Origin of the sequence: Ornithinimicrobium sp. (assembly GCF_051004135.1) — a bacterium.
In the GTDB taxonomy this organism is placed as follows: domain Bacteria; phylum Actinomycetota; class Actinomycetes; order Actinomycetales; family Dermatophilaceae; genus Ornithinicoccus.
Genome location: NZ_JBPCKQ010000148.1, coordinates 1 through 25637 on the forward strand (window position 1 = coordinate 1; position 25637 = coordinate 25637).

Annotated in this window: 27 protein-coding genes and 1 pseudogene; 16 read left to right on the top strand and 12 right to left on the bottom strand. The window is 70.4% G+C overall.

Going from position 1 to position 25637, the window contains the following annotated elements; translation table 11 throughout:
- Positions 1-175: 175 nt before the first annotated feature.
- From ACR2FV_RS09990 to ACR2FV_RS10015, 6 genes are all read left to right on the top strand, one after another.
- Positions 176-691 (top strand): YsnF/AvaK domain-containing protein, encoded by a 516-nt coding sequence (locus tag ACR2FV_RS09990; protein WP_434015548.1) that lies wholly within the window; start codon positions 176-178, stop codon positions 689-691.
- Positions 692-776: 85 nt separating this feature from the next.
- A complete protein-coding gene (locus ACR2FV_RS09995; RefSeq protein WP_434015549.1) occupies positions 777-1643 on the top strand; it encodes a hypothetical protein in 867 nt (288 codons plus the stop codon).
- Entirely contained in the window at positions 1640-2311 is a 672-nt protein-coding gene (locus ACR2FV_RS10000) for a uridine kinase family protein (RefSeq protein WP_434015550.1), read from the top strand. Before ACR2FV_RS09995 ends, ACR2FV_RS10000 begins: the two co-directional genes overlap by 4 nt.
- Positions 2312-2442: 131 nt before the next feature.
- The gene (locus ACR2FV_RS10005; protein WP_434015551.1) at positions 2443-2589 is read left to right on the top strand and encodes a hypothetical protein; all 147 of its coding nucleotides are present in this window, start codon (positions 2443-2445) and stop codon (positions 2587-2589) included.
- 431 nt (positions 2590-3020) lie between these two features.
- The gene (locus ACR2FV_RS10010; protein ID WP_434015552.1) at positions 3021-3644 is read left to right on the top strand and encodes a DUF5701 family protein; all 624 of its coding nucleotides are present in this window, start codon (positions 3021-3023) and stop codon (positions 3642-3644) included.
- 28 nt (positions 3645-3672) lie between these two features.
- The gene (locus ACR2FV_RS10015; RefSeq protein ID WP_434015553.1) at positions 3673-4407 is read left to right on the top strand and encodes a methyltransferase domain-containing protein; all 735 of its coding nucleotides are present in this window, start codon (positions 3673-3675) and stop codon (positions 4405-4407) included.
- Positions 4408-4420: 13 nt separating this feature from the next.
- Here ACR2FV_RS10015 and ACR2FV_RS10020 read toward each other — a convergent pair whose 3' ends face one another.
- The 6 genes from ACR2FV_RS10020 to ACR2FV_RS10045 all read right to left on the bottom strand — a co-directional run bounded on the left by ACR2FV_RS10020 (position 4421) and on the right by ACR2FV_RS10045 (position 10154).
- Positions 4421-4699 (bottom strand): LD-carboxypeptidase, encoded by a 279-nt coding sequence (locus ACR2FV_RS10020; RefSeq protein WP_434015554.1) that lies wholly within the window; start codon positions 4697-4699, stop codon positions 4421-4423.
- Between the two features lie 153 nt (positions 4700-4852).
- Positions 4853-5668 carry a hydroxymethylpyrimidine/phosphomethylpyrimidine kinase gene (locus ACR2FV_RS10025; RefSeq protein WP_434015555.1) on the bottom strand — a complete coding sequence of 272 codons (816 nt, stop codon included), beginning with the start codon at positions 5666-5668 and terminating at the stop codon, positions 4853-4855.
- Positions 5669-5723: 55 nt separating this feature from the next.
- Positions 5724-6425, bottom strand: coding sequence for a sirohydrochlorin chelatase (locus ACR2FV_RS10030; RefSeq protein ID WP_434015556.1), 702 nt, complete (start codon positions 6423-6425; stop codon positions 5724-5726).
- 2 nt (positions 6426-6427) lie between these two features.
- Positions 6428-7726: a uroporphyrinogen-III C-methyltransferase gene (gene cobA / locus ACR2FV_RS10035; protein ID WP_434015573.1), complete on the bottom strand. Its 1299-nt coding sequence runs from the start codon at positions 7724-7726 to the stop codon at positions 6428-6430.
- 8 nt (positions 7727-7734) lie between these two features.
- Positions 7735-8457 (bottom strand): phosphoadenylyl-sulfate reductase, encoded by a 723-nt coding sequence (locus tag ACR2FV_RS10040; RefSeq protein ID WP_434015557.1) that lies wholly within the window; start codon positions 8455-8457, stop codon positions 7735-7737.
- On the bottom strand, positions 8454-10154 hold the full coding sequence (locus ACR2FV_RS10045) for a nitrite/sulfite reductase (RefSeq protein WP_434015574.1): 1701 nt from the start codon (positions 10152-10154) through the stop codon (positions 8454-8456). The genes ACR2FV_RS10040 and ACR2FV_RS10045 overlap by 4 nt, the downstream gene beginning before the upstream one ends.
- 318 nt (positions 10155-10472) lie before the next feature.
- Between ACR2FV_RS10045 and ACR2FV_RS10050 the strand changes: the two genes are divergently transcribed.
- Positions 10473-10691, top strand: coding sequence for an RNA-binding S4 domain-containing protein (locus tag ACR2FV_RS10050; protein WP_434015558.1), 219 nt, complete (start codon positions 10473-10475; stop codon positions 10689-10691).
- 86 nt (positions 10692-10777) lie between these two features.
- On the opposite strand, the gene ACR2FV_RS10055 is transcribed toward ACR2FV_RS10050, so the two are convergent.
- The 5 genes and pseudogenes from ACR2FV_RS10055 to ACR2FV_RS10075 all read right to left on the bottom strand — a co-directional run bounded on the left by ACR2FV_RS10055 (position 10778) and on the right by ACR2FV_RS10075 (position 12833).
- A complete protein-coding gene (locus ACR2FV_RS10055) occupies positions 10778-11071 on the bottom strand; it encodes a GNAT family N-acetyltransferase (RefSeq protein ID WP_434015559.1) in 294 nt (97 codons plus the stop codon).
- Positions 11068-11334 (bottom strand): annotated as a pseudogene (locus ACR2FV_RS10060) (DUF4442 domain-containing protein); the annotation flags it as partial. The gene ACR2FV_RS10055 and the pseudogene ACR2FV_RS10060, both read right to left, overlap by 4 nt.
- 12 nt (positions 11335-11346) lie before the next feature.
- Positions 11347-11499 carry a hypothetical protein gene (locus ACR2FV_RS10065; RefSeq protein ID WP_434015560.1) on the bottom strand — a complete coding sequence of 51 codons (153 nt, stop codon included), beginning with the start codon at positions 11497-11499 and terminating at the stop codon, positions 11347-11349.
- 157 nt (positions 11500-11656) lie between these two features.
- Entirely contained in the window at positions 11657-12421 is a 765-nt protein-coding gene (locus tag ACR2FV_RS10070; RefSeq protein ID WP_434015561.1) for a CPBP family intramembrane glutamic endopeptidase, read from the bottom strand.
- A 61-nt stretch (positions 12422-12482) separates the two neighbouring features.
- A complete protein-coding gene (locus ACR2FV_RS10075) occupies positions 12483-12833 on the bottom strand; it encodes a hypothetical protein (RefSeq protein ID WP_434015562.1) in 351 nt (116 codons plus the stop codon).
- A gap of 217 nt (positions 12834-13050) precedes the next feature.
- Between ACR2FV_RS10075 and ACR2FV_RS10080 the strand changes: the two genes are divergently transcribed.
- The gene (locus ACR2FV_RS10080) at positions 13051-16917 is read left to right on the top strand and encodes a cell wall-binding repeat-containing protein (RefSeq protein WP_434015563.1); all 3867 of its coding nucleotides are present in this window, start codon (positions 13051-13053) and stop codon (positions 16915-16917) included.
- Between the two features lie 139 nt (positions 16918-17056).
- On the opposite strand, the gene ACR2FV_RS10085 is transcribed toward ACR2FV_RS10080, so the two are convergent.
- Entirely contained in the window at positions 17057-17458 is a 402-nt protein-coding gene (locus tag ACR2FV_RS10085; RefSeq protein WP_434015564.1) for a DUF2891 family protein, read from the bottom strand.
- A 143-nt stretch (positions 17459-17601) separates the two neighbouring features.
- Between ACR2FV_RS10085 and ACR2FV_RS10090 the strand changes: the two genes are divergently transcribed.
- The 8 genes from ACR2FV_RS10090 to ACR2FV_RS10125 form a co-directional block, all read left to right on the top strand.
- A complete protein-coding gene (locus tag ACR2FV_RS10090; protein WP_434015565.1) occupies positions 17602-18390 on the top strand; it encodes a thioesterase family protein in 789 nt (262 codons plus the stop codon).
- A 123-nt stretch (positions 18391-18513) separates the two neighbouring features.
- Positions 18514-19023: a hypothetical protein gene (locus ACR2FV_RS10095; RefSeq protein ID WP_434015566.1), complete on the top strand. Its 510-nt coding sequence runs from the start codon at positions 18514-18516 to the stop codon at positions 19021-19023.
- Positions 19024-19051: 28 nt separating this feature from the next.
- Entirely contained in the window at positions 19052-20149 is a 1098-nt protein-coding gene (locus ACR2FV_RS10100) for a hypothetical protein (protein ID WP_434015567.1), read from the top strand.
- Positions 20150-20420: 271 nt separating this feature from the next.
- Entirely contained in the window at positions 20421-21458 is a 1038-nt protein-coding gene (locus ACR2FV_RS10105; protein ID WP_434015568.1) for a LacI family DNA-binding transcriptional regulator, read from the top strand.
- A 4-nt stretch (positions 21459-21462) separates the two neighbouring features.
- A complete protein-coding gene (locus ACR2FV_RS10110) occupies positions 21463-22743 on the top strand; it encodes an extracellular solute-binding protein (protein WP_434015569.1) in 1281 nt (426 codons plus the stop codon).
- A gap of 3 nt (positions 22744-22746) precedes the next feature.
- A complete protein-coding gene (locus ACR2FV_RS10115; protein ID WP_434015570.1) occupies positions 22747-23709 on the top strand; it encodes a carbohydrate ABC transporter permease in 963 nt (320 codons plus the stop codon).
- Between the two features lie 7 nt (positions 23710-23716).
- Entirely contained in the window at positions 23717-24547 is an 831-nt protein-coding gene (locus tag ACR2FV_RS10120) for a carbohydrate ABC transporter permease (protein ID WP_434015571.1), read from the top strand.
- Between the two features lie 50 nt (positions 24548-24597).
- A partial coding sequence (locus tag ACR2FV_RS10125; protein ID WP_434015572.1) for a DUF3131 domain-containing protein occupies positions 24598-25637 on the top strand: 1040 nt, incomplete at its 3' end.

Here is a 25637-nt window from a genome sequence, read left to right on the forward strand (position 1 = left end):
CGGCACGGGCGGCGACGTGGACACCGACCGTGACAAGACCCACGACCACGACGTCGATGTCGTCGGCACGGGCGGCGACGTGGACACCGACCGTGACGCCGACCGTGACGTCGATGTCGTCGGCACGGAGTCGACCCACGACGACCGTGACCGGTCCGTCGACACCGAGGGCGGGATGACCCGGTCCGAGGAGCAGGTGCACGTCGGAACCGAGAAGGTGCAGACGGGCAAGGCACGGCTGCGCAAGTACGTCACCACCGAGCACGTCACCAAGACGGTGCCGGTGCAGCGCGAGGAGGTCCGCCTCGAGCGCGAGCCCCTCGACGCCGGTGACGCGGACGCCACGAGCGGTGCCGACCTGAGCGAGGACGACGCCGAGGTGACTCTCACCGAGGAGCGCGTCGTCGTCGACAAGGAGACCGTGCCGGTCGAGCGGGTGCGCATGGACACCGAGACGGTGACCGATCAGCAGGAAGTCACCGAGGAAGTCCGCAAGGAACAGATCGAGGCCGACATGCCGGACGACGTCGACACCGACCGCGACCGCGACCGGAACAGCGACAGCGACCGCGACCGCGACCGGAACAGCGACAGCGACCGCGACCGCGACCGCGACCGGAACAGCGACAGCGACCGCGACCGCGACCGGAACAGCGACCGCGACCGGAACAGCGACAGCGACCGCGACTGATCGCACCGAGGGGGTGACCTCCTGCCGGGACCGGGTGCATGATGGGTCCCAGCAGGAGGTCATCGTCGCGTCCGGAGGTTCTTACGTGAGCAGCAGCACCAGTGCGGCCGGGCCACCGCCCCCTCCCCGCGAGTCCGATCACACTCAGTCCATCCCCTGCGATCCCGAACGGCGCGATGCGCCGGGCTCGGATGTCGAGCACACCCGGCCGATCCCCCGTGCGACGCCGGGACGCGACCACGAGGACCCGGCTCGCAGGCAGTCCGGGCCAAGCTCCCACGATGCGAGGTTCGCCGAGGAGCCGGGGTATGCCGAGGAGCCGGGGTATGCCGAGGGGTCCGGCTACGACGAGCCGCGGCACCAGGAGGGGCGCCGGTATCCCCCCGATGAGGAGCGCGGGGCGCTTCCCCGGGAGGAGGACTTCTACAGCGGGGTCAAGATCGGGTCGGCCTTCTTCGGCTGGCTGACCGCCGCCGCCATGCTCGTCCTGATCAGCGCGGTGCTCAGCGGCATCGGCGCCTCGGTGGCCGTGGCGACGCGGACCACCGCCGACCAGCTGGCTTCCTCGGCCGAGTCCGACCCGCAGACCACGGGAGTCATCGGCGGGATCGTGGTGGCGCTCATCGTGTTCCTGGCGTTCTACTGCGGCGGCTACGTGGCCGGGCGGATGGCCCGCTTCGACGGCGTCCGGCAGGGCGTGGCCGTATGGTGTTGGGGGCTGCTGATGTCGCTGCTGCTGTGGCTCGTCATCTTTATCGTCGGCGACCGGTGGGACCCCACCGCGATGATCGGGGGCCTGCCTGCCATCGATGTCGTGATCAGCCCGACGAATACGACCGGTCTAGTGGTCATCGGCGCCGCAGCCCTGGTCGCCCTGCTCTCCGCGATCCTGGGAGCGGTCGTGGGCGTGCGCTACCACCGCCGCATCGACATGGTGATGATGTCCGCATGACCAGCACGATGCTTCCCGGTGAGCCCGAGGCAGGCCCGTGGCGCGTCGAAGCCCTGCCCGACGTGGCAGCACGGCTGGTGCCCGCCGACGCTCCGGCCGGACGGCGCTGGATCATCGCCGTCGATGGCCGCAGCGGCAGTGGCATGACCTCTGTCGCGACCCGGCTGGCGCAGCAGATCGCGCACGCCGTCGTGCTGCATACCGACCATCTGGCCTGGCACGAGTCCCTCTTCGACTGGCACGGCCTGCTCATCGAGGAGATCCTGCAGCCCTTCATCCGCGGTGAAGCCGTGTCCTTGCGCCCCCCGGCTTGGCAGGCGCGCGGACGTGAGGGGTCCATCGAGATCCCGGCCTCGACGAGGGTGCTCGTCATGGAGGGCGTCGGCGCGGGCCGACGCGAGCTGTGCGAGTGGGCCGACCAGCTCATCTGGGTACAGTCCGACGCCGACCAGGCCGCGCACCGTGGCATCGAGCGCGATGGCGGAGACGCGGACGCGGAGGCCTTCTGGAACGCCTGGATGAGGGCGGAGATCCCGTTCCTGCTGGAGCAGCGGCCGTGGTGCCGGGCCGATCTGCTGGTGTGCGGCACCCCGGAGGAGGCACATGATCCGGACCTGCAGATCGTGACGGCCGCGGGGCCGAGCTCTGGAGTCACTCCGCGGCCCTGAGCAGGCACCCCACCGGCCAGATCACGCACCTGACCGATCCAGCCGGGATGCGCCCCGAACAATGCTATATTGACGTTTATCTATATATTCAGGACGCTGAGGTTCTCCCCGAGCCCACCCAGGAGTCCGCCATGCCCGATCTGCCCGTCGCCGTGATCGGAGCCGGGTCCAGTGCCGCCTGGGGCGTGCGGTCCTGGGGCAACGTGCGGCTGTTCTCCCCGTGGTCCGAGGTGGTCTCGCCGACCCGGCCGGTCAGGGACTGGAGGCGGTTCGCCTGATCCGCGACGACATACGGCGCCGGGTGCAGGGACTCCTCGACAACCTGGTCGGTGGCTCCGACGAAGGTTGATCCGGGTCTGCTCGTCGGTCGGGCTTGGCCCTCACGCTACGGGAGGACCCAACCTGGGTCACCTGACCGAGATCATCGACATCGACCGCGGCGTCACCTCCGAGATCTATCCCATGCCGGCCTCCATCACCCTGCAGGCCTCCGACCTGGAGACGAACTCTGCCTGGTGGCACGCCGCCGGCTTCGTCACCCTGTTCATCATGCCCGCGCACCGGATGCCGGCGCCGGGTGCTGCACATTGCGCGGCATTGCGTCCATTGCGCGGCTGCCGTTCACCGCGCGATGTACGCAAGGCCGCGCAATTCATCGGAATGCCGGATACGGCGACGGCGTTGCCCTGGCCCCTTCGAAGGAGCGCCGATGACGCAGTTCCAGGAGCAGATCGATCGCCTCGTCACACTGGGCTATCCGGCACTATCCGACCTCTCCGAGCCGCAGTTCGAAGAGTTGCTGGAGCCACTACGGTCGCGTGCCGAGCGCCTGACCACTCAGGAGCGCCCCGGCCAGGCGCCGTGGGTCATCGTCATCCGCAGCGACCTGATCGATCCCGAACGCACCATCCCCCTCTTGCGGTTGTCGGGCGGCACCACCCCCGGAGTCGTGGATCGCAGCCACCGCACCGGCGACCTGGCCACCTATCAGCCCCTGGACATGCTCGACGTGCCCAGCGCGTCGGCATACCTGCTCGTGGACGTGCACCGCGGGGAGGAGTTCTGCGGCGTCGCCCCGGAGCAGGCGCTCCCGGTGATCACCGCTCGGGGGCGTACCCCGCTGACGATCGAGGAAGGAGTGGCGCTGGTCACCCACGCGCCGCAGCTGCTGGAGAAGAACCGGTGCTTCATGCTGTCGGGGTCGCGGCGCGGCGACCGGCGGGTGCCTGCGCTGTGGATCAGCGGGCGGGCACCCAAGCTCGGGTGGTGCTGGGACGGCAACCCGCACAGCTGGCTTGGGGTGGCCTCGGCAGGGGCGAGACTCGCGGCGTGAGGGTCGGCCGGGTGCCAGGATTGCGCTCATGAGCCTGCCCCGGATGTATGCCGATCTGGCCCGGTGGTGGCCGCTGCTGTCGCCGCCGCAGGAGTATGTCGAGGAGGCGGCCATGATCGGTGGCCTGCTGCGCACCGGCGGCCGGGAGGTGTCCACGGTGCTGGAGCTCGGGAGCGGAGGCGGGCACAACGCCGTGCACCTGCGTGAGTCGTTCGAGATGACCCTGGTCGACCTGTCCGAGCAGATGCTGGAGGTCTCCCGGCGCCTCAACCCCGGCTGCGAGCACGTCGCCGCGGACATGCGCACGGCCCGGCTGGAGCGCCGCTTCGACGCGGTGGTCGTGCACGACGCGCTCGACTACATCGTGAGCGAGGACGACCTGACCGCGGTGTTCGCCACGGCTGCCGCTCACCTCGAGCCGGGCGGCGTCCTGGTGCTGGTCCCTGACCACGTCCGCGAGACCTTCGAGCCGCGCACGGAGCACGGCGGGACCGACGGGCCGGACGGCTCGGGAATCCGCTACCTGGAGTGGACCTACGATCCCGACCCCGCCGATGACTGGGTGGTCGCCGAGTTCGGCTACCTCATGAGGGAGTCTGACGGGAGCGTCACCTCGGCGGCTGAGACGCACCGGTTCGGGCTCTTCTCCCAGCAGCGCTGGATCGACCTGCTGCGCGAGGCCGGCTTCGAGGTCACGACGCTGGAAGAGCAGACCGAGGACGAGCAGACCGGGCGCGTGCTCTTCGTCGCCACGATTTGCTAGGAAGTTTGCGCCCTCACCTCACGATCTGCGAGGGAGGTTGCGGTGTCAGCCTCACCTGCCCGCGCTCGACACCCGTGAGCAGGTTGAGCGGGGTGATCAGGGTGGCGATGTCTGAGTAGCCGACCAGCCACGTGGGCTCGGCGCGGCCGAGAGCGTCGAAGTCGAGGATGCCCACCAGGTCGATGGCCAGCTGGCCGCCCCAGGGTGGTACGACCGCCCGGATGCTGGGGTCGGTCAGCATGGCCGTGAGCTCGGCGGCCCGCTCCTGCACCGGCGCTGAGGGTGCCGTCACCGATGAGATGCTCTCCGCGCACCACGTCATACCCACGTTGCTGCAGGTGGGCGATCGCGAAGTCCAGGCGAGGCACGAGCTCGCGCGGCACCGGGCTGGAGGGTGCGGTGACACCGATCCGGTCGCCGGGGCGAAGCGGCGCCGGGTAGCGCGTCACTGGTCAGCCGCTCCCTGCCAGACCACGTCGAACGGGGCGTCCGAGGACAACCGGCGCTCGATTCCGGCGGTGACGAAGATCTTGGCTGCGCGGGCGGCCTCCAGGGGGCTCGCGCCCTGGGCCAGGAACGCGGCGACCGCGGCGGCGAGGGTGCAACCGGCACCGGCGACCGGGACCTGCCCGACCTTGGGAGCCCGGAGCACCTCGGTGGTCTCGGCGTCGACGTAGACGTCGACCGCCTCATCGCCCTCGAGCCGGACCCCGCCCTTGGCCAGCACCGCCGCGCCGCTGGCCTCGTGGATGCGGCGCGCGGCCTCGGTGAGCTCTTCGACGGTGTCGATCGAGTCCATGCCCGACAGCGAGAGGGTCTCGAAGTGGTTGGGCGTGACGAACGTCGCCAGCGGAAGGACGTGCTCCTTGAGGGCGTTGTCGGTGTCGAGCGCGGCCCCGGGCTCCTGGCCCTTGCAGATGAGCACCGGGTCGAGCACGACGTGGCCGAAGGCGCGCTCGCGCACTGCTTGGGCGACGGTCTCGATGGTGGCCGGGGTGCCGAGCATCCCGATTTTGACGACATCGAGCTGTTCTGCGGGGTATGCCGTGGTGATCGCCTCCAGCTGGTCGGTGATCACCTGGGGCTCGACCGGGACGAAGCGGTGACCCCAGTCGGCCTTGGGGTCGAAGGAGACGATGCAGGTCAGCGCAACGACGCCGAAGACGTCGAGGGCTTGGAAGGTCTTGAGGTCGGCCTGGGCACCGGCTCCCCCGGTGGCCTCGGAGCCGGCGATGGTCAGGGTGACAGGCGGTGTCGACATCCTCCCATCCTCCCATCCACTGGGCTGGGCGGCAGCGGCAGGGCGCGCAGATCCCCTAGCAAGTCGGGGCTGGTCGGCGCACACTCCCGAGCACATCGTGGTAGCGGCGCACGACGAGGCCGACCAGGGCCGGGTGTGGGCCCAGCGGTGCGGTCGTGATCTCCGCCCCGAGGGCGGACAGCTTGTCGTGGAAGACGCCTGGCGCCAGCAGCAGCGAGACGGCCGCCACTCGCTGTGCCCCGTCGCGGCGCAGCATCTCCAGACTCTCGTATGTCGTGGGGCCGGGTCCGGAGATGAAGCCCGCGGCCGTCCGCACCCCCGTCACCGCGGCCAGCAGCGCCGCGAGGCAATGCACCTCCTGCCTCGCCCGTGCATCGGAGGACCCGGCGCCTCCGAGCAGGATCGCGTCGACCTCCGGCCCCTCCCCAACGGCCTCGGCCAACCGCTGCACCAGCGCATCGACCACCTCCGGGCTCTTGCCCAGGGCCGCGGTGCTCACCGCACCCGAGGCGGCCGCGACGGCCTGCGGAACGTCGAAACGGACGTGGTAGCCGCTGGTCAGGAAGTAGGGCACCACGACCGCGTCGCGCACGTCGGCCAGCACCTCGGCCGCTGTCGGCCCGCAGACGTCGACGAAGCCCACCGGCACATCCACCCCGCCCAGTTCGACGCCGACCCGGGCGGCGACATCGCGGACCACCGCGACGCCCGCCGCGGAGCGGGTGCCGTGGGCCAGCATCACCAGCGGGTGATCCACCGTTATCGGTCCTCCGGGGGTGCGGGCGCTGACAACGGGGGCGCTGAGCCGGGGTTCGACGACAGCGGAGAAGGTGACGACACCGTCGAGGACAACGAGGACGCCTGACGAGACCACTCGGGAGCCATGGTCACCACGCTACCGATCACCACGACCGCCGGGGAGCGCGCGCCTACCTCGGCCGCCCGGTCGGCCAGCTCACCCAGCTTGGCCACGGTCGTGCGCTGGCCCGGCAGCAGGCCGCGCTCGACGACCGCCGCCGGACAGTCGGCCGATCGGCCCGCCGCGATCATCGCCGCGACCGTGTCGCGCAACCGGGCCACGCCCATCAGCACCACGAGCGTGTGGTCGGCGCCGGTCGGCAGCGAGGGCACCTGGTCGTGCCCGGTCACCACCGTGAACGACCGGGCCAGGCCGCGGTGGGTCACCGGGATTCCCGCCGCCGCGGGCACCGAGATCGCACTGGTCACCCCGGCCACGACCTCCACCGGCACCGCGGCAGCCTCGCAGGCCAGCCGCTCCTCGCCGCCGCGGCCGAGCACATAGGGATCGCCGCCCTTGAGGCGCACCACCCCGTGGCCGGCGAGCGCCTCGTCGACCAGGATCTGGTTGATCCGCTCCTGGGGCACAGCGTGGAAGCCGACGTCCTTGCCGACGTCGACCACGCGCACGTCCTCGGGCAGCTGCGCCAGCACACCACGGGGGGCCAGCCGGTCGACGACGACCACGTCGGCGCACGCCAGCAGCTGCCGACCGCGCAGCGTCAGCAGACCCTCGGCTCCCGGGCCCCCGCCGACCAGCGCCACCCAACCGGTGCCCGGGCGAGCGCGTCGCCGCCGCAGGTCCATGTCGCCACGGCTCAGCGAGGCCTCGATCTGCCGCCGCACCGCCCCGGCCCGACGCGGGTCGCCCGAGGCGGTCACCGCGACCTCGACCGGTCCGTCCGGCGTCGGCACCGACGCCCGGGCCGGCGTGCGGGCCGTCCCCTCGTCGGCCGCCGAGGCGTTGATGCACCAGATCCGGTATGTCGTGGCGTCGGCCGCGACGGCCCCGTCCACCGCGCCGTCCCCGGTTGCGGTGTGCACCAGCCAGGCGTCGAGCAGATCCGGTGGTCCGGCATACGGACGAGCAACCCAGTCAAGGCGGCCGGCATCGACCAGCTCGTGCAGACCGGCGCTCAGCTGCGGGCTGATCACCCGCACCCGCGCGCCGCGGGCCACCAGGTCGCCAACCCGACCGGTGCTCACCGGGCCACCGCCGACGGCCACGACCAGCTTGTCGGTCAGGTCCAGGCCCAGCATCGTGGCGTTCACGAGTGCAGCCCGCACTCGGACTTGGCGAAGCCGGCCCACCGGCCGGACCGGGCGTCGCCGGCCAGCAGCGGCCGCAGCGTGCACGGACCGCAGCCGATCGAGGCGTAGCCCTGCTCGACGAGGGGGTTGACCGGCACGTCGTGCTCGGCGGCGTAGGCCGCGACCTGCCCGTCGGTCCACGCTGCGATCGGGTTGAGCTTGACCAGCTGGTGCTGCTCGTCCCAGGCCAGCGTAGCCGTCGTCGCCCGCGCGGCGCTGTCGCTGCGGCGCAGCCCGGTGGCCCACGCCTCATACCCCTGCAGCGTGTCGGCGAGGGGCTCGACCTTGCGCATCCGGCAGCACGCACCCGGGTCGGTGCCGTAGAGGTTGCGCCCGAACTCCGCGTCCTGCTGCGCGACGCTGCGCACCGGCTCGATGTTCAGCATCCGCACCGGGAGTCGGGCGGCCACCTCGTCGCGGGTGCGCAGCGTCTCCTCGAAGTGGTAGCCGGTGTCCAGGAACACCACGTCCACCCCGGGCAGCGCCCGCGCGGCTAGGTGCGGCAGCACTGCGTCGGCCATGCTGCTGGCCACCGCGAGGCCCTCGCCGAACTCCTGCGCCGCCCACTCAAGGATCTCGTATGCCGAGGCGTCGGCCAACTGGGGAGCCATCTGCTCGACCAGGGCCCGCAGCTCGCGCGGCGACCGCGCCTCCCACTGCTCGACCGGCTCCGCACTCACGCCAGCACCGCCTCGTCGGCCCGGTGCGCCCAGGTCGCGAAGGTCTCGCCGTCGACTCGTTCGCGCTGCCAGGCGCGGACCACCCGCTCGACGTAGTCCGGCAGTCCTTCCGCAGCTACCTTGACCCCGCGCACCGTGCGGCCGAGCCCCGGCTCCTCGCGGTCCGGCGAGGTCAGGCCGCCACCGAGGTGCACCTGGAAGCCGGGCACCTGCTCACCCTCGACCGTGATGATCTGGCCTTTGAGGCCGATGTCGGCGGTCTGGATGCGGGCGCAGGAGTTGGGGCAGCCGTTGACGTTGAGGGTCAACGGCTGGTCCAGGCTGAGGTCGGCCAGCCGGGTCTCCAGCTCGGTGATCGCCGTCGCGGCCGTGGCCTTGGTCTCCACGATCGCCAGCTTGCAGAACTCGATCCCGGTGCAGGCCATCGTTGAGCGTCGGAACGGGCTCGGCGCGGTCCGCAGACCGAGGTCCTCCACGCGTCCCACGACCTCGTCGACCCGCTCAGTGGGTATGTCGAGCAGCACCAGCTTCTGGTGCGGGGTGAACCGCAGCCGGTCCGAGCCGACGGACTCCAGCAGGTCGGCCAGGTTGGTGAGGATCGACCCGCTGACCCTCCCCACGGTCGGCGCAGCACCGACATACCACCGCCCGTCCTTCTGCTCGTGGACCCCGACGTGGTCGCCGGGCCCGGTCGGCGGCGCCGGTGGGGGACCGTCAGGCAACCGGCGCCCGAGGTACTCGGTCTCCAGCACATCCCGGAACCGCTCGGCTCCCCAGTCGGCAAGCAGGAACTTCAGCCGGGCCTTCTGCCGCAGCCGCCGGTAACCGTAGTCGCGGAAGATCTGCAGCACCGCGTGCCACACCTCGACGGCCTCCTGCGGTCGCACGAAGGCGCCGAGCCGCTCGGCCAGCCGCGGGTTGGTCGACAGCCCGCCACCGACCCACAGGTCGTAACCCACACCCAGCTCGGGGTGCACGACCCCGACCAGCGAGATGTCGTTGGTCTCGTGCACCACGTCCAGACTCGGGTGGCCGGTGATCGCGCTCTTGAACTTGCGCGGCAGGTTGGCCAGCTCCGGGTCGCCGATGAAGCGCTGGAGGATCTGCTCGATCAGCGCCGTGGGGTCGATCAGCTCATCGGCCGCGACCCCGGCCAGCGGGCTGCCCAGGATCACCCGCGGCGTGTCGCCGCAGGCCTCGGTGGTCTGCATGCCGACCGCTTCCAGCCGCGCCCAGATCGCCGGCACGTCCTCGATCCGGATCCAGTGCAGCTGCACGTTCTGCCGGTCGGAGATGTCGGCGGTGTCCCGGGCGAACTCGGTCGAGATCTCGCCCAGCACCCGCAGCTGCTCGGCGGTGACAGCGCCGCCGTCGAGACGCACGCGCAGCATGAAGTAGCGGTCGGACAGCTCGTGCGGCTCCAGCTGCGCCGTGCGACCACCGGGGATGCCGGGGCGACGCTGGGTGTAGAGGCCCCACCAGCGCATCCGCCCGTTGAGGTCGTCGGGGTCGATCGAGTCGAAGCCCTGCACGGCATACGTCTGCTCGATTCGCTCACGCACGTTGAGACCGTTGTCGGCAGCCTTGAGCTCCTCGTTGTGGTTGAGCGGGGTGGCGCCGTCCACCGCCCACTGACCGTGGGGCTTGGCGGGACGAGTGGTGGGGCGGGCGCTGCGGCTGCTGGCCTGCACGGTCATGGGGGTCCTCACGAAGGGATGGTCTGGCGCACGCGGGCCGGAGGTGAGGCGCAGAGCACCTGATCGACCGGCGCTGCATACGCCCGGTCGTCGGCTGCTCACTGAGCAGGCGAGGGTGGGCGCGTCAGCGCGCCCCACACATCAGAGTGCTGTCGACCCGCAGCAGGTCGACGTAGCGGCGAGCCACGTGGGTCTGCTTGAGTGCGATCGACATGCGGGCAACTATAACCACATCCTGGGACAGGCATAACCACATGCCCGGTATGTCGTGTCCCGCCGCACCGTCCGGCTGCCCGTGGGACGGCATACCCTGGGTGGGTGAGCGACATCCAGCAGGTGCCCATCAGCGACGGCGCCATCCGACTCGGCCAGCTGCTCAAGCTGGCCGGGGTGGTGCCCGACGGGGCGATGGCCCGCATGGTGATCGAGAACGCTGAGGTCACCGTCGATGGCGCTGTCGTCACCCGGCGTGGCACCCAGATCCGCCCTGGCATGGTCGTGACCTACCAGAGCGAGCGCTTCACCCCCAGCCACTGACCGTCGTGCGCGCAGCCGCACAAGCGCGAGCGCTGCCGTGACGGCTGCGCCACCCGGGCGAAGGTGGGGCGGGGGGAAGGCAGGGCTCAGACGTTGGTCGGTGCGAGCATGTCCTGGTAGTCCTCGTGCCCGTCCAGCCAGCGCGCAACGTAGGGACAGGTCGGCACGACCGTCATCTTCTCGAGCCGGATGGTGTCCAGGGCCCCGCGCACCAGGTCGGAGGCCACGCCTTGACCCTGCTGGTCAGGGTCGACCTCGGTGTGCACCAGATCGACCGTGTCGCCCTGGGTGCGGTAGTCGATCAGCCCGACGCGCTCTGCGCCGAGGTGCGCCTCGAAGCGCGAGGCAGCGGCGTTGTGGGTCACGGTGGCGTCACTCATGCGCCTACCCTCTCAGAGACCTCACGCCGCTGCCGGATGTAGAGCTGCTTGCGCACCCGCGCCACCACGGTCCCGTCGTCGGCCACCAGCTGGTCCGGCACGACGAACTCGGCACGCACGGTCGAGCGTCCGGGTGCCACGAAGGTGATCTCCGAGGCCCGGTCCCACCCGACATACCCCGGCCCGAGCCGGCGCAGCACGAGCACCATCCAGAACGGGTCGGTCATCGCGAACAGCGCCCCACCGAACAGCGTCCCGACGTAGTTGCGGGCCCATCACCGGTGATGCAGCGCCACCCGCGCGGTGCGGAAGTCGGCCCCGATGCGCTCGACCCGGATGCCGCTCGCGGCGAACGGCGGCCACACGTTGAGCGCGTGCCGCATCAGTCGGTGGTCCCCGCCGAACGACTGCCACGTGGGTGCGCGCACGTCGCGATCGTATGCGGTGGGCAGCAGACCCCAGTCAGGCGTCACCCGAGGTGCCGAGCCGGCCTTCGGTATGCATGTAGGGCGATGGTTTGGGCGTCGGCCGATGCTTCAGGCGTGGGCTCGCACCGACCTGTGCGAGGCCTGTCAATCCGCGGCGCTACAGCCAGCCCACCTGCGGGGCGAGCACGGCATACCCGACGAAGGCCACCACATCGAGCAGGGTGTGCGCGATCACCAGCGGCATCACCCGCCGGGTGCGCGTGTAGTACCAGCCGAGCAGCACCCCCATGATCGCGTTGCCGACGAAGCCACCGAAACCTTGGTAGAGGTGGTAGCTGCCGCGGACCAGCGCGGAGGTCGCGATGATCACCCACGGCGTCCACCCCGCCTGGCCCCACCGGGTGAACAGGTAGCCGACCATCACCACCTCCTCCAACAGTGCGTTCTGCACCGCGGCGAGCACCAGCACCGGCACCGCCCACCACACGTCGGCGAGGTTGGCCGCGGCGATCGAAGTGTTGAGGTCCAGCGCACGCGCGAGCAGATAGAGCCCCAACCCGGGGATGCCGATGGCGGCCGCCAACGCCATGCCTCGCACGAGGTTCTGCGTCGGTGCGCGCAGGTCCAGCCCGACGCGGCGCCCTGCTGCCCGCATCCCCTGCGGACTCGCGTCCCGGCCCAGCAGGTGCAGAGCCAGCAGCACCGGCACCAGCGCGATGGTGATGTCGGCCAGCTGGTAGGCGAGGTCCAGCCAGAGCCGGTCGGGGGTGACCGAGGTGTTCATCGCGGTGGTCTGCGTCGACAGCGGCTCCGGCGCGGTCACCTTGCGGATCAGCGACAGCACGGACCAGACGGCGGAGGCGCCCAGGCTCACGCCGAGGACCAGCACGGTCTCGGTCAGCAGGGCCCGGCGAGGCAGCACAGGTCGAGGGTATGCCGTGCGCCCCGCCGTCGGCTCTCCCGGCGGGGGATCGAGCGTGGGCTCAGCCCAAGGAGCCCACCCAGACCGTCGCCAGCCCGAGCAGACTCGCCGCCACGGCCACGGCGGCCCCGAGGCCCGGGGGGTCGTCGGGTCGGAACCCCCGGTAGCAGGCGCCGAGGGCCATCGGCAACCCGAAGACGATCAGCACGCTGGTCAGGTTGAGGATCGACCACGACCCGGTCGAGAAGATCAGCGCAGCCACCAGGTAGATGCCGAGCGGGGCCAGCACGATGGGTCGGGTGGCGAAGTTGAGCGGACCTCGGCGCCCACCGCTGCGTCGCCGCAGGATGATCTCGCAGGCGAGGTAGGTCAGGGCCATGGCCAGCATGAGCAGTCCGGGAGTGAGCTCCATACGGTGAACGGTAACGATTATTCCAAGACCCTGGACAGTTCCTGGATCCCGGGTGACACTCTGTGGGTCGCCCGTTAGTCAAGAAGTTGTCTTGACGTCGCGTCACCCATGGAAATGCTGGACACACAAAAGGACGGACATAGTGCGATCACACATCTTGGGGGGGCGTGGACGATCGTATGCCGCCCTTGCTGCCTGCGCCTTGGTGACCCCCGTCATGCTCAGTGGACCTGCGTTCGCGCAGGAGCTGCCGAGCGACGAGGGCGCCAAGCGATACATCGTCCATCTCGCCGGTGACCCGCTGGCCTCCTACGACGGCGGCGTCCAGGGCATCCCTGCGACCACGCCGAAGGGCGGAGAAAAGCTCAACGTCTCCTCCAGCGCCGCCGAGCGCTACGGCTCCTATCTCGACGCCCAGCACCGCTCGGTGCGCTCCAGCGTCGGGGTGAGCCGGGACGACGTGGTGGCCGACTACACGGTGGCCCTCAACGGCTTCGCCGCCAACTTGACCGCCACCGAGGCGGCGCAGCTGCGCAAGTCCGACCAGGTGCTCAACGTCACCGAGGACGAGATCTACCAGCTCGACACGGTCAGCACGCCCGACTACCTCGGGCTGACCGGCGACTCGGGCGTGTGGAACCAGCAGTTCGGCGGACCCGCCGACGCCGGCGACGGTGTCATCGTCGGTGTCCTGGACTCCGGTGTCGACTCCCAGAACCCCAGCTTCGCTGCCCTGGACCGGCCGGTGGACCCGGACTTCACCGGCGTCTGCGACGACGGCGGCGACCCCGGGTTCGCCTGCAACACCAAGGTGATCGGTGCGCGGTACTACGACGAGGAGTTCGGCAACACGGTCGTGCCGGAGGAGTACCGCTCCCCGCGCGACGCCGACGGCCACGGCAGCCACACCGCCAGCACCGCCGCAGGCAACTTCGGCGTCCCCATGAGCATCAGCGGCACTGACCTCGGCGAGGGCTCGGGCATGGCCCCGGCCGCGCAGCTGTCCATCTACAAGGTGTGCTGGGCCCCCGGCACCAGCTATGACGGCGGTTGTGCCGGAGCCGGCCTGGTCCAGGCCATCGACGACGCCACCGCCGACGGCGTCGACGTCATCAACTACTCGATCTCCGGTTCGAGGGACTTCATCGTCGATCCGGTCGAGTTCGGCTTCCTCGGAGCCGCCGACGCCGGTGTGTTCGTGGCCGCGTCGGCCGGCAACAGCGGCGACACGGTCGGTTCGAGCAGCGTGGCTCACAACTCCCCATGGGAGACGACGGTGGCCGCGAGCACACACGACCGCGGTGCCAACCGGGCGGTGATCCTCGGCAGTGAGGAGACCTACGAGGGTGTCGGGGTTGGCGAAGGCGTCGGCCCGGCCCCCCTGGTCGACGGTGCCGACGTCGGGCTTCCCGGCGTTGACCCCCAGGCGGCCGCCGAATGTTGGCTGGACGCCGACGACGACGGGAGCAACGGCCAACAGCCCACGCTCGACCCCGCTCAGGTGACGGGCACGATCGTGATCTGCGACCGGGGCACCGTGGCCCGCGTCGACAAGAGCGCGGCCGTCGACCAGGCCGGTGGTGTGGGCATGATCCTGGCCAACACCGACCCCGCACAGTCGCTCAACGCCGACTTCCACTCCGTGCCGACGATCCACGTCGACGCTGCAGCCGGTGAAGCGATCCACGCCTACGAGGCCGACAACGCCGACGCCGAGGCCACCATCGAGGCGCAGCTGACCGACCCGGTCGTCGCACCCGAGATGGCAGGCTTCTCCTCCTACGGACCGGCCGCGGCCGGCGACGGTGACCTGCTCAAGCCGGACATCACCGCCCCGGGTGTCGACGTCATCGCTGCTTACCACGAGGACCCCGAGACCGGCGAGCCGACCTTCAACTCGCTTTCGGGCACCTCGATGTCCTCCCCGCACATCGCGGGTCTGGGTGCGTTGTTGATCCAGAAGTACCCGGACTGGAGCCCGATGGCGGTCAAGTCGGCCATGCAGACCACCGCACGGCAGACCAACAGCGCCGGCGAGCCGATTGAGCGCACGGGTTCGGATGCGACTCCGCTCGACTACGGTTCTGGCGAGGTCGTGCCGGCGCCGTCCTACAACCCGGGTCTGGTCTACGACTCGGGTTTGGCCGACTGGTTCGGCTACGCCTGCGCGATCGACCAGCTGCAGCTGCTGGGCGGCGGCGAGGAGGTCTGCGCTGACCTCGGTGAGTCCGATGCCAGCGACTTCAACTCGGCCAACATCGCGATCGGTGAGCTCGCCGGCGAGCAGACGGTGACCCGCACGGTCACCGACGTCACCGGCGCCGGCGGCACCTACACCGCCCAGGTGGAGGCGCCGGCCGGTATGCAGGTCACGGTCTCCCCCGAGGTGCTTGCCGTGCCTGCTGGTGGCGAGGCCACCTTCGAGGTCACCATCACCCAGGCCGACGCGCCCTTGAACACCTACGCGTTCGGCTCGCTGACCTGGGTCGACGGGTCGACCGAGGTGCGCAGCGCGATCGCCGTCCAGCCGGTGGCCCTGGCCGCCCCGGACGAGATCGTCGACGAGGGCACCTACGGCGACCGTGACTACGAGATCACCCCGGGTTTCACCGGTGAGATCTCGATGGACATCGACGGTCTCGTGGCTTCGGATGTCCAGGACGTCGTCGTCCCCAACGACCCGAGCACGACGAATGACGTCATCGTCCGGGTCGACGTGCCCGCCGGCACCAAGGTCGTCCGGTTCGCCACCTACGACGAGGAGGTCGATGCAGCCGACATCGACATGGCGGTGTTCAACCCGAGCGCCGAGTTCGTGGGCAGCAGCGGCAGCGGCGGCTCCAGCGAGCAGGTCACGGTCGAGGACCCGGTGGCGGGCCTGTGGTACGTCACGTTCGATCTCTTCTCCGCAGAGGCGACCGCGAACGTGCCGTTGCACACGTTCACCGTGGACGAGGCGGACGCCGGCAACATGACCGTCGAGCCCAACCCGGTCGACGCCACGTCGAGCCAGACCGAGACCCTCACCCTGGAGTGGGGTGACCTCGAGCCCGGCAGTCGCTACATGGGTGCGGTCAACTACGTCGCCGGTGGCGACGAGGTGGGCACCACCCTGGTGAGCATCGACGCGGTGCCGACGGTCGACCGGATCGCCGGAGCCGACCGGTTCGCCACGGCGGCCGAGATCGCTGCGGAGTTCCCTGACGGGGTCTACCGGGTCTACATCGCCAACGGTCTGGCCTTCGCCGACGCACTGTCGGCGGCGTCTCCCGCCGCGGGTGCGCTGGCGCCGGCTCCGATGGAGACCGTCGGCGGTCTGCCCGCCCCGGTCCTGCTGACCCGGCCGGACAACCTGCCCGAGGTGACCATCGAGGCCCTCGAATCCATGCGGGAGACGGCCAGTCGACCGCTGCAGATCGTGGTTCTCGGTGGCAACGCGGCCGTGAGCGACGGTGTCGAGAGCGAGCTGGAGGCCTACGGCAATGTCGCGCGTGTGGGTGGCCAGACTCGCTACGACACCTCGGCCATGCTGGCCGAGCTGCACCCCTCGGGTGTGGACACGGTCTACGTCGCCGCCGGTCCCAACGATCACATCGCTGACTCGCTCAGTGGTGGAGCGTTGGCCGGTCGTGACAGCGCGCCGTTGTTGCTGACCCGGCAGGACCGGGTCGACGAGGCCACTCTGCGGGCGCTGGACTACCTGGATGCCGACAACGTCGTCATCCTCGGTGGCGAGGCGGCCGTCCCCGAGGCCATCTACGACGCGGTGGGTGGCACCGACCGGCTCGCGGGTCCGACACGCTACGAGACCGCCGTGGCGATCCTTGCGCAGTACGAAGCCGAGCAGGAGGGCGCCTTCGTGGCCTCCGGTGTGGTGTTCGCGGACGCGCTGACCGGCTCGGCGCTGGCCGGCTTCCTCGGCGAGCCGATGGCCCTGTCCACGCCGACCGACGTCCCCGACGTCGTGATGGCTGAGCTCGACCGGATCTCTCCGGCCTACGTCGGTCTGCTCGGTGGACGGGCAGCCCTCAACCAGAACGTGGAGGACGAGCTCAACGCGGCCTACCCCACCTGGATCGAGTGATCCACCCGTCCGGGTGAGGTCGCCGCGAGGCACCACGCCCGGACGGTGCGCATCGACGGAGCCCGTCCCCCCTCACACGGAGGGGACGGGCTCCGTCGTCGTCTCTGCGCCCGATCGGTCACCTGACCGATCCAGCCGGTCAGGTGGCGCCGTCCTGTGCCAGCAGCGCGAAGGACACCAGCCAGTGCGTGGCCATGAAGTCGCCCTCGGTGATCTCCGGCAGCACGCCTTCGACCATCATTTCGGCGGCGTCGCGCAGCACCGCCCCGTGCCCGCCCGGCACCACGGCGGCGATCTCGCGCAGCTGCCAGGCCAGCGACAGCGCGAACGCCGAGTTGCCGTGGGTACCGTGCCGCACCGGGTGAACCTGCTGTGGCAGCCAGCCCATCAGGTGCTCGGCGACCACATCGACCAGCGGCGCGACCGCACCCCACCAGCGCTCGGCGCCGTCCAGCTCACTCGCGCGCAGCCGGGCCCCCAGCAGTGCCGCCCAGGCCCAGCCGTAGGGTCGCTCGAGCGGGGTGAGCAGACTCCAGGTCATCTGCACGCAGGAGTAGGCTCCCCCAGAACGCCGGATGCAGCCGCTGCGGCGCGATGTCGGTGTCGCTGCGGTCCTGGGCGACATGGCCGGAGGAGTAGGGGTAGTGCCGTTCGTGCCTTCGCCACGCTCCCTACACTGAGCCGGTGACGCTGCCGACCGACACCGACCACGCCTACCTGGCACTCGGCGACGGCCGCTACCAGCCGACGATCCACACCCAGGGGGCCTGGTCCGATGCCGAGCAGCACATGGCTCCGGTCTCCGGGCTGCTCACCCACGCCATCGAGCGGCACGAGCCCCGCGACGACCTGCAGCTCGCCCGGATCAGCTTCGACATCCTCGGGATGATCCCCGCCCAGGAGTCGCACGTGCGCACAGCCACGCAACGCCCTGGTCGGACCATCGAGCTGGTCGAAGCCACCCTGAGCGTCAGTGACCGCGACGTGGTGCAGGCTCGGGCCTGGCGCCTGTCCCGCCAGGACACCCGCGCGGTGGCGGTAGTCGAGGCCGAGCCGATGCCGGCCCCCCAGGACTGCCCCGCGTGGGAGGGCATGCACGTCTGGGCCGGCGGCTACATCTCCCGCGTTGACTTCCGCGCCACCCCGGACTCCCGGCCCGGTCGTGGCCGTGCCTGGCTGCGCTCTCCCGTCGAGCTGGTCGAGGGCGAGGAGAGCAGCGACCTGGCCGCCTACGTCGGACTCGTCGACACGGCCAACGGCGTCGGCGCCCGCCAGGGCCCCACCGCCTGGATGTATCCCAACACCGACCTGACCATCCACCTGTGGCGCTCTCCGCGGATGCCGTGGGTCGGGCTCGATGCGTCCGCGAGCTGGGGTCCGTCCGGGTTGGGCGTGACGTCCACCGTGCTGCACGACCAGGACGGGCCGGTGGGCTGCGCCACCCAGGCGCTCACGGTGCGGCCGCTGCGTTGACCCCGCCCGACCACGGTCCGCGCACATGCCTCCCGGACCAGCCGAGAGTATGTCGTGAGGCGACGTGGAACGGTGAGCGCACGGCATACGTCCTAGGCTCATCCGTAGACGAAAGGTCGACCGATGCTCGCGCCCCGCACCCTCACCGCACTCGTCCTGGCCGCAGGGCTCCTGGTCGCCGGCTGCGGATCGCAGACCGAGACCCCCTCGGACGCCGCCCCCAGCACCACCTCGCCGCAGGAGTTCGAGTTGAGCGACCCCAGCATCCCCCCCGACGACGACGGCAAGACTGTCGACCCGATCCCGCCCGGCGCCGGGGCACTGCCCCTGGGACCGGTCCCGGAAGCGGTGACCCAGCGAGCCGAGGTGCAGGCGGCCGTCGCTGACCTGGCCCAGCGCAGGGACGTCCCCGTCGAGGAGGTCACCGTCGCGGGCCACGCGGAGGTCACCTGGTCCGACGGTTCGATCGGCTGCCCGCAGAAGGGTATGCAGTACACCATGGCCCTCGTCCCCGGTGAGCAGCTGATCCTGCAGGTGGGCGACACCTACGCCAGCTATCACAAGGGCAAGCAGGCGCGGTTCTCCTACTGCGCCAACCCCAAGCCCCCCGACTCGGGCGCCGCCAGCCGCTGACCCCGCCCGTGGCGAAGAGGAGGCCCAGATGATCCGCACGACACGGCATGCCATGGCCACCGTCGTCGGCCTGCTGGCGCTGGCCGGGTGCGCCGGCACAACCGGCCTGGGAGGTGGCGACTGGTCGGTCGAGGCGTCGCTGGCGGAGCTCCCGACTCCGGGGGAGACCTCATACTCCGTCACGACAGGGGATCTCGACGCGGCGGCCGAGGTCTCCGGCATGGAGCGCCCGGAGGCAGGCGAGCGCGACGCCTTGGGCGAGTGGCTCCAGCCGCTGACCGGACCGTCCCCGAGTCTGCCTGCCGCACCGGTCTTGATGGTCCTGCCCGAGGTGTGGCAACCCAGCGCCGAGCTGGTCCAGGCGAGCGAGGACGAGCTCGGCTGGTCGATCCTCGACGCCTCCACCTACGCCGAGCTGAGCGCCGCCCGGTTGCGCTTCCTCGTGATCGAGGGAGACGTCGACGAGCAGACCCCGGACGACGCGGACCTGGTCGATCTGGGGGACGGGGTCTTCAGCGCCGGGCAGGGTGCGGACCACGCGTTGGCCCCTGACGACGCCACCTCGCTGCGGCCCACGGGTGCACCCCTGCGGATGGCCGTGCACGGCACTCGGCTGGCCCTGTCCGGTAGCACCCCAGCGGTGGAGTCCTGGTTGCGACGTGGGGACTCCACCCTTGGGGACGATGCCGCCCTGACCGACATCGCCGCCGCGCTGGACTCCAAGGACGTGGTGTCGGCATTCCTGGAGCGCTCGGGGTTCGCCAGTGACCCTGCCTTCCTGAGCCGCCCAGCGGTCGCCGCGGTCCTGGGCGAGCCACCCATCAGCCACGCCTTCGACACGGTGGGCATGGGGTGGGCGGTCGACGACGAGGGCAAGGCCGAGGTGATCGTCGCCTACGCCTTCGGCGACGAAGGCACGGCCGAGGCCTCTTCACCCGAGGTCGAGCAAGCGTTCACAGCCGCCGTGTCGACCGAGACGATGCGACCCATGAGCGACCGAGTGCGTGTGGAGGACATCACGGTGGACGGTCGGCTGGTGGTGGCCACCCTCACCATGGTCGAGGGCTCACCCGGGATGGTCCATCACCTGCTGCTGAACCGGGACCGGCCGTTCACGCACCAGTGATTCGCTGGTCTCTGCACTTGCCCGACCCCTCCGCCGGTGACTCCAGTCGCTGAGCCACACCTGAGGCCCCCAGGGACCGTTGTGCGCGCCACCTGCGCCGGCGCCGGTGCACTTGGCGCGCACAACGGGCCTTGGGTCTCCCAGACGCCGCAACAACACCGGCGGCCCTCTTGCCGGATCGGCACAAGCGCGGTAACGTCACTGCCAATCTTGAATGTATGCGCATACATTCGACCCGGACGCTCAACGATGACCCCGGAGGAGGCGACTCATGGCGACTGCAGCCGAGCCCGCCCGGGTCACGGTCTACACCGTCGCCGAGCGCGCCGGAGTCTCCGTCGCCACCGTCTCCCGGGTGCTGCAGGAGCCGCAGCTGGTCCGGGAGACCACGCGTGCCAAGGTGCTGCAGGCCATCGACGAGCTCGACTACGTGCCGCACGGCGCCGCGCGCTCCCTCGCCTCAGCTCAGCACGAGGCGCACGGCCTGGTGCTGCCCGAGCTGGGCGGGCCCTACTACTCCGAGCTGCTGATGGGCTATGAGTCCGTAGCCGCCGAGGCCGGACACAGCGTCATCCTGCTGCTCACCGAGGGCAAGACCAACCTGGACCTGCAGCTGCGCCGGATGGCGGGCAACGTCGACGGGCTCGTGCTGATGGGGCCGCTCGGTATGTCGAGCAGCTCCCTGGCTGCGCTGCGCCGCCGCATCCCCGTGCTCGGGCTGACCGGCCCCTCCCACGACGGCTACGAGTCGTTCGCCACCGAGAACCGTGCGAGCGCCGAGCGACTCACCCGCCACCTGCGCGAGCACGGCCGGCGCCGACTGGCCTTCGTCGGCAGCCCCGACCAGGCCCGCGACGTCCGCGAGCGCTACGAGGGCTTTGTCGCCGCACACGACGGAGCGCCGGTGGCCGACCCGATCGCCGCCGAGCTGCGGGAGCGGGAGGGTCACCGCGTGGCCGAGTTGGTGCTGTCGGGGGCCATCTACACCGATGCCCTGGTGTGCGCCAACGACGAGCTCGCCCTGGCCGTGCAGGACCGGCTCACCGACGGCGGCGTCGACGTGCCCGGTGACATCGCGGTCGTGGGCTGGGACGACGTGATGACCGCCCGCTACGTTCGCCCTGCGCTGACCACCGTCGCCCAGCCGGTCCGCGCCCTCGGGGCTGCGGCAGCCGCGCGGATGCGCGAGCTGATCGGCGGCGCGCCCAGCACCTGCGACGAGCACACCCTGCCCACCACCCTGGTGATCCGTGCGTCCTGCGGTTGTCCCGCAGGTCGGCGGTCACCGAACCCACCCCAGAAAGAGTGAGCCCATGCGACGCACCCAGATGCTGATCGCACTGACCGCCGGCGCCGCCGTGACCCTGGCCGGCTGTGGACGTGAGAGCGAAAGCAGCGGCAGCGGCGAGTCCGCCCCACAGACCGGAGAGGCCGTCTCGACCGAGGACGTCGGCGGCACGATCGACGTCTGGGCGATGGGCGCCGAGGGGGAGAAGCTGCCCGACCTGGCCAAGGACTTCGAGGCGGCCCACGACGGCGTCACGGTCAACGTGACGGCCATCCCGTGGGACTCCGCGCACGACAAGTTCGTCACGTCCATCACCGCCGGCACCACACCCGACCTCGCGATGGTCGGCACCACCTGGATGGGTGAGTTCGCCGGCCTCGACGCCCTCGACCCCGCCCCCGGCTCGATCGACTCCAGCGTGTTCTTCGAGGGGGCGCAGAGCACCACCGAGGTGGACGGCACCGCATACGGCGTGCCCTGGTATGTCGAGACCCGCCTGGTCTACTACCGCACCGACCTTGCCGAGAAGGCCGGCCACAGCGAGGTCCCCACCGACTGGGCCGGCTTCCACCAGATGGCCACCGACCTGCAGGCCAAGGGCGGCTCGGAGTGGGGCATCAGCCTGCAGCCCGGCGGCACCGGCTCGTGGCAGACCGTGCTGCCCTTCGCCTGGACCAACGGCGCCGAGGTCTCCGCGGACGACCAGTACACCTTCGACACCCCGGCGATGACCGAGGCGGTCGACTACTACCAGAGCTTCTTCACCGACGGTCTGGCCAACCCCAAGCCGGTCGCGGACGAGCTGATCGCCAACTTCGTCAACGGGGACGAGCCGATGTTCATCTCCGGACCCTGGATGCGCTCCCTGGTCGAGGACACCGGCGGCGAGGGCTTCGCCGAGAAGTACGACGTGGCCCCCATCCCGATGCCCGAGGGTGGATCGTCGTCGTCCTTCGTGGGCGGCTCCAACCTCGCGGTGTTCCAGTCCACCGACAACCGGGACACCGCGTGGGCGTTCGTGCAGTGGCTCACCGAGCCGGAGACCCAGGTCTCGTGGTACGAGATGACCACCGACCTGCCCTCGGTCCAGTCCGCCTGGGACGCCGATGCGCTGACCTCCGATCCCAAGCTCGCGGCGTTCGGCACCCAGCTGGAGACCGCGCAGGCCCCGCCCTCCTTCGCCACCTGGGAGGAGGTCGTGACCGCCTTCGACACCGCCATCGAACAGGTCACCAAGGCCGAGAAGGACCCAGCCGCCGCCCTGCAGGACGTGCAGAGCCAGGCCGAGTCGATCGGCACTGAGTAGGCCATGGCCACCACCACACGCCCCTCCCGCCCGTCGAGCTCCTCCGCGGGGTCCGACCGGCAGGACACCGCCTCCCGACGCCGGTCCACCAGTCGGCGGCGGGAGGAGCGGGCCGCCTGGATCCTGGTGCTGCCCTTCGCGCTGCTCTTCCTGACCTTCACGGCGTGGCCGGTGATCCAGTCGGTGTTCATGAGCTTCACCGACACCGGCGCTCGCGACCTGCGCTCTCCCTTCGCCGTCAACTTCGTCGGGTTCGACAACTTCGTCAAGGCCTTCGGCGACCCGGTCTTCCGCCAGGCCGCGTTCAACACCGCATACTTCGTGCTGATCGGGGTGCCGCTGACCCTGACGATCGCCCTGGCCGCGGCGGTGGCGCTGGACAAGGGCATCAGCAGACTGCGCTCGGTCTTCCGGCTCGGCTTCTACACCCCGGTGATCACCTCGATCGTGGCGGTCGCGGTGGTGTGGCGCTTCTTGCTGCACCCCGACGTCGGCCTCGTCAACACCGCCCTGAGCTGGGTCGGCATCGACGGCCCGAACTGGCTGGCCTCCACCAGCTGGGCGATGCCGGCGCTGATCATGATGGCCACATGGCGCAACTTCGGCACCGCGATGATCATCTTCCTCGCCGGTCTGCAGGCCGTCCCGTGGGCGCTGCACGAGGCCGCGTCCCTGGACGGCGCCAACGCGTGGCAGCGGTTCCGCTTCATCACCGTGCCCACCCTTCGGCCGACCATCCTGTTCGTCTCGGTCACCACCGCCATCGGCTACCTGCAGTTCTTCGAGGAGCCGTTCGTGATGACCCAGGGCGGGCCGCTCAACAGCACCATCTCGGCCTCGATGTACACCTTCCAGCAGTTCAGCTTCGGCAACTACGGGTATGCCGCAGCGCTGAGCTACCTGATCTTCGTGGTCATCGCGGTGGTCACCGCCATCCAGTTCCGCTTCCTGTCCGAGAGGGACTGAGATGACGATGACGACCCAGCCCTCGGTGCGCAGCCGCTGGTGGCTCTACGCCCTGCTCACGATCGCGCTGGTCGTGGTCATCGCGCCCTTCGTGTGGATGGTGCTCGGCAGCGTCAAGACCAACGCCGAGCTGCGCCAGGTGCCGCCCACGTGGTGGCCGCAGGAGGCGACGCTCGACAACTACATCGAGCTGTTCACCCGGCTCAACTTCGGACGCTACTTCTTCAACTCCACGCTCGTGGCCGTCGTGGTCACCGCCGGCAACCTGATCTTCTGCTCCATGGTCGGCTACGCCCTGGTGATGCTGGACTTCCGCGGCAAGAAGATCCTGTTTGCGCTGATCCTGGGCACCCTGATGATCCCCGGCGTCGTGACGTTCGTGCCGTTGTTCGTGCTCGTGGCCAACGCCGGGTTGGTCAACACCCTGCCCGGGCTGTTCCTGCCGTTCCTGGTCGCGCCGTTCGGGGTGTTCCTGATGCGGCAGTACATGCAGGGTCTGCCCCGCGACCTGCTCGACGCCGCCCGGGTCGACGGGGCCGGCGAGCTGCACATCTTTGCCCGGGTCTTCCTGCCGCTGTGCGGCCCGGCCCTGGCCACGCTGGGCATCCTGACCTTCCTGGCCAGCTGGAACAACTTCCTGTGGCCGCTGGTCGTGGCCCAGACCGAGCAGACCTACACCCTGCCCGTCGCCCTGGCGCTGTACTCCACCGGCCAGAACTCCACGCAGTACGGCCTGCTGCTGGCCGGCGCCACGATCGTGGTGCTGCCGGTGCTGGCCGTCTTCATGGTCTTCCAGCGCCGGTTCATCCAGGGCATCGCCACCACCGGTCTGAAGTGACCGGAGACGACGTCACCGCACCCGCAGTCACTGCACCAGAGGAGATCCGCATGTCCGTCTCACCGCTCAACCCCACCCGTCGCTCCCTGGTGGTGGGCGGTCTCGCCGCGACCGCCACCGCCACGGCGCTCGGTCCCCCCGCCCGGGCGGCCTCCCCACACCTGCGCCCGCCACGCCCGGCCGTGTCGTCGATGGTGTTGCGCCGCTGGGCCAAGGACACCTGGCACTCGCTGGTCGCGATGACCGACGAGGACACCGGCCTGCCCGCCGACAACATCCCGGCCACCCTCGGAGCCGACGAGCGCAGCGGCTACACCTCCCCCACCAACATCGGCGGACTGCTGTGGTCGGCCGTGGTAGCAAGGGAGCTGCGCATCATCAACCCCGGCGAGTGCGTGCGGATCTGCCGGCGCACCCTGCATACCCTGCTGGAGATGGAGCACGACGAGCCGAGCGGGCTCTACTTCAACTGGTATGACGAGGGCACCGGGCAGACGCTGCGCACCTGGCCGACCACGGGCGAGAAGGTCTATCCGTTCGTCTCCAGCATCGATAACGCCTGGCTGGGCGCCGCGCTGATGGTGGTGCGCGAGGCGGTGCCGGGGGCGCACAAGATGGCCGGGCAGGTCTTCGACCGGATGCGGTGGGACGCGTTCTACGACCCCGATGCCTCCCGCCCGGGCGGGCTGATGCACGGCGGGTTCTTCCCCTTCGACCACGACCGCCCAGGTGAGGTCTACAGGGGCAGCCACATCGGTGGTCCCGACGTCTGGCTGACGACTCACCACTACGACACGATCGTCTCCGAGACGCGCATCACGTCATACCTGGGCATCCTGACCGGGCAGGTGCCGCCGGAGCATTACTTCGCCGCCTGGCGCACCTTCCCGGCCACCTGCGACTGGTCGTGGCACGAGATGCAGCCCGTGGGTGAGACCCGGACCTACCTGGGCATCGAGGTCTACGAAGGCGCCTACACCTACCGGGGTATGCAGATCGTGCCCGGCTGGGGTGGCTCGATGTTCGAGGAGCTGATGCCCGAGGTGTTCGTGCCCGAGTCGGCCTGGGCCCCCCGGTCGTGGGGCCGCAA

What these genes read in the sequence shown, in the direction of transcription:
- ACR2FV_RS09990 (WP_434015548.1), top strand. Translation starts at nt 176, where the DNA reads ATGACCCGGTCCGAGGAGCAGGTGCACGTCGGAACCGAGAAGGTGCAG.
- ACR2FV_RS10000 (WP_434015550.1), top strand. Translation starts at nt 1,640, where the DNA reads ATGACCAGCACGATGCTTCCCGGTGAGCCCGAGGCAGGCCCGTGGCGC.
- ACR2FV_RS10005 (WP_434015551.1), top strand. Translation starts at nt 2,443, where the DNA reads ATGCCCGATCTGCCCGTCGCCGTGATCGGAGCCGGGTCCAGTGCCGCC.
- ACR2FV_RS10010 (WP_434015552.1), top strand. Translation starts at nt 3,021, where the DNA reads ATGACGCAGTTCCAGGAGCAGATCGATCGCCTCGTCACACTGGGCTAT.
- ACR2FV_RS10015 (WP_434015553.1), top strand. Translation starts at nt 3,673, where the DNA reads ATGAGCCTGCCCCGGATGTATGCCGATCTGGCCCGGTGGTGGCCGCTG.
- ACR2FV_RS10025 (WP_434015555.1), bottom strand. Translation starts at nt 5,668, where the DNA reads ATGTCGACACCGCCTGTCACCCTGACCATCGCCGGCTCCGAGGCCACC.
- cobA (WP_434015573.1), bottom strand. Translation starts at nt 7,726, where the DNA reads ATGCTGGGCCTGGACCTGACCGACAAGCTGGTCGTGGCCGTCGGCGGT.
- ACR2FV_RS10045 (WP_434015574.1), bottom strand. Translation starts at nt 10,154, where the DNA reads ATGACCGTGCAGGCCAGCAGCCGCAGCGCCCGCCCCACCACTCGTCCC.
- ACR2FV_RS10055 (WP_434015559.1), bottom strand. Translation starts at nt 11,071, where the DNA reads ATGAGTGACGCCACCGTGACCCACAACGCCGCTGCCTCGCGCTTCGAG.
- ACR2FV_RS10075 (WP_434015562.1), bottom strand. Translation starts at nt 12,833, where the DNA reads ATGGAGCTCACTCCCGGACTGCTCATGCTGGCCATGGCCCTGACCTAC.
- ACR2FV_RS10080 (WP_434015563.1), top strand. Translation starts at nt 13,051, where the DNA reads ATGCTCAGTGGACCTGCGTTCGCGCAGGAGCTGCCGAGCGACGAGGGC.
- ACR2FV_RS10085 (WP_434015564.1), bottom strand. Translation starts at nt 17,458, where the DNA reads ATGACCTGGAGTCTGCTCACCCCGCTCGAGCGACCCTACGGCTGGGCC.
- ACR2FV_RS10095 (WP_434015566.1), top strand. Translation starts at nt 18,514, where the DNA reads ATGCTCGCGCCCCGCACCCTCACCGCACTCGTCCTGGCCGCAGGGCTC.
- ACR2FV_RS10100 (WP_434015567.1), top strand. Translation starts at nt 19,052, where the DNA reads ATGATCCGCACGACACGGCATGCCATGGCCACCGTCGTCGGCCTGCTG.
- ACR2FV_RS10105 (WP_434015568.1), top strand. Translation starts at nt 20,421, where the DNA reads ATGGCGACTGCAGCCGAGCCCGCCCGGGTCACGGTCTACACCGTCGCC.
- ACR2FV_RS10110 (WP_434015569.1), top strand. Translation starts at nt 21,463, where the DNA reads ATGCGACGCACCCAGATGCTGATCGCACTGACCGCCGGCGCCGCCGTG.
- ACR2FV_RS10115 (WP_434015570.1), top strand. Translation starts at nt 22,747, where the DNA reads ATGGCCACCACCACACGCCCCTCCCGCCCGTCGAGCTCCTCCGCGGGG.
- ACR2FV_RS10120 (WP_434015571.1), top strand. Translation starts at nt 23,717, where the DNA reads ATGACGACCCAGCCCTCGGTGCGCAGCCGCTGGTGGCTCTACGCCCTG.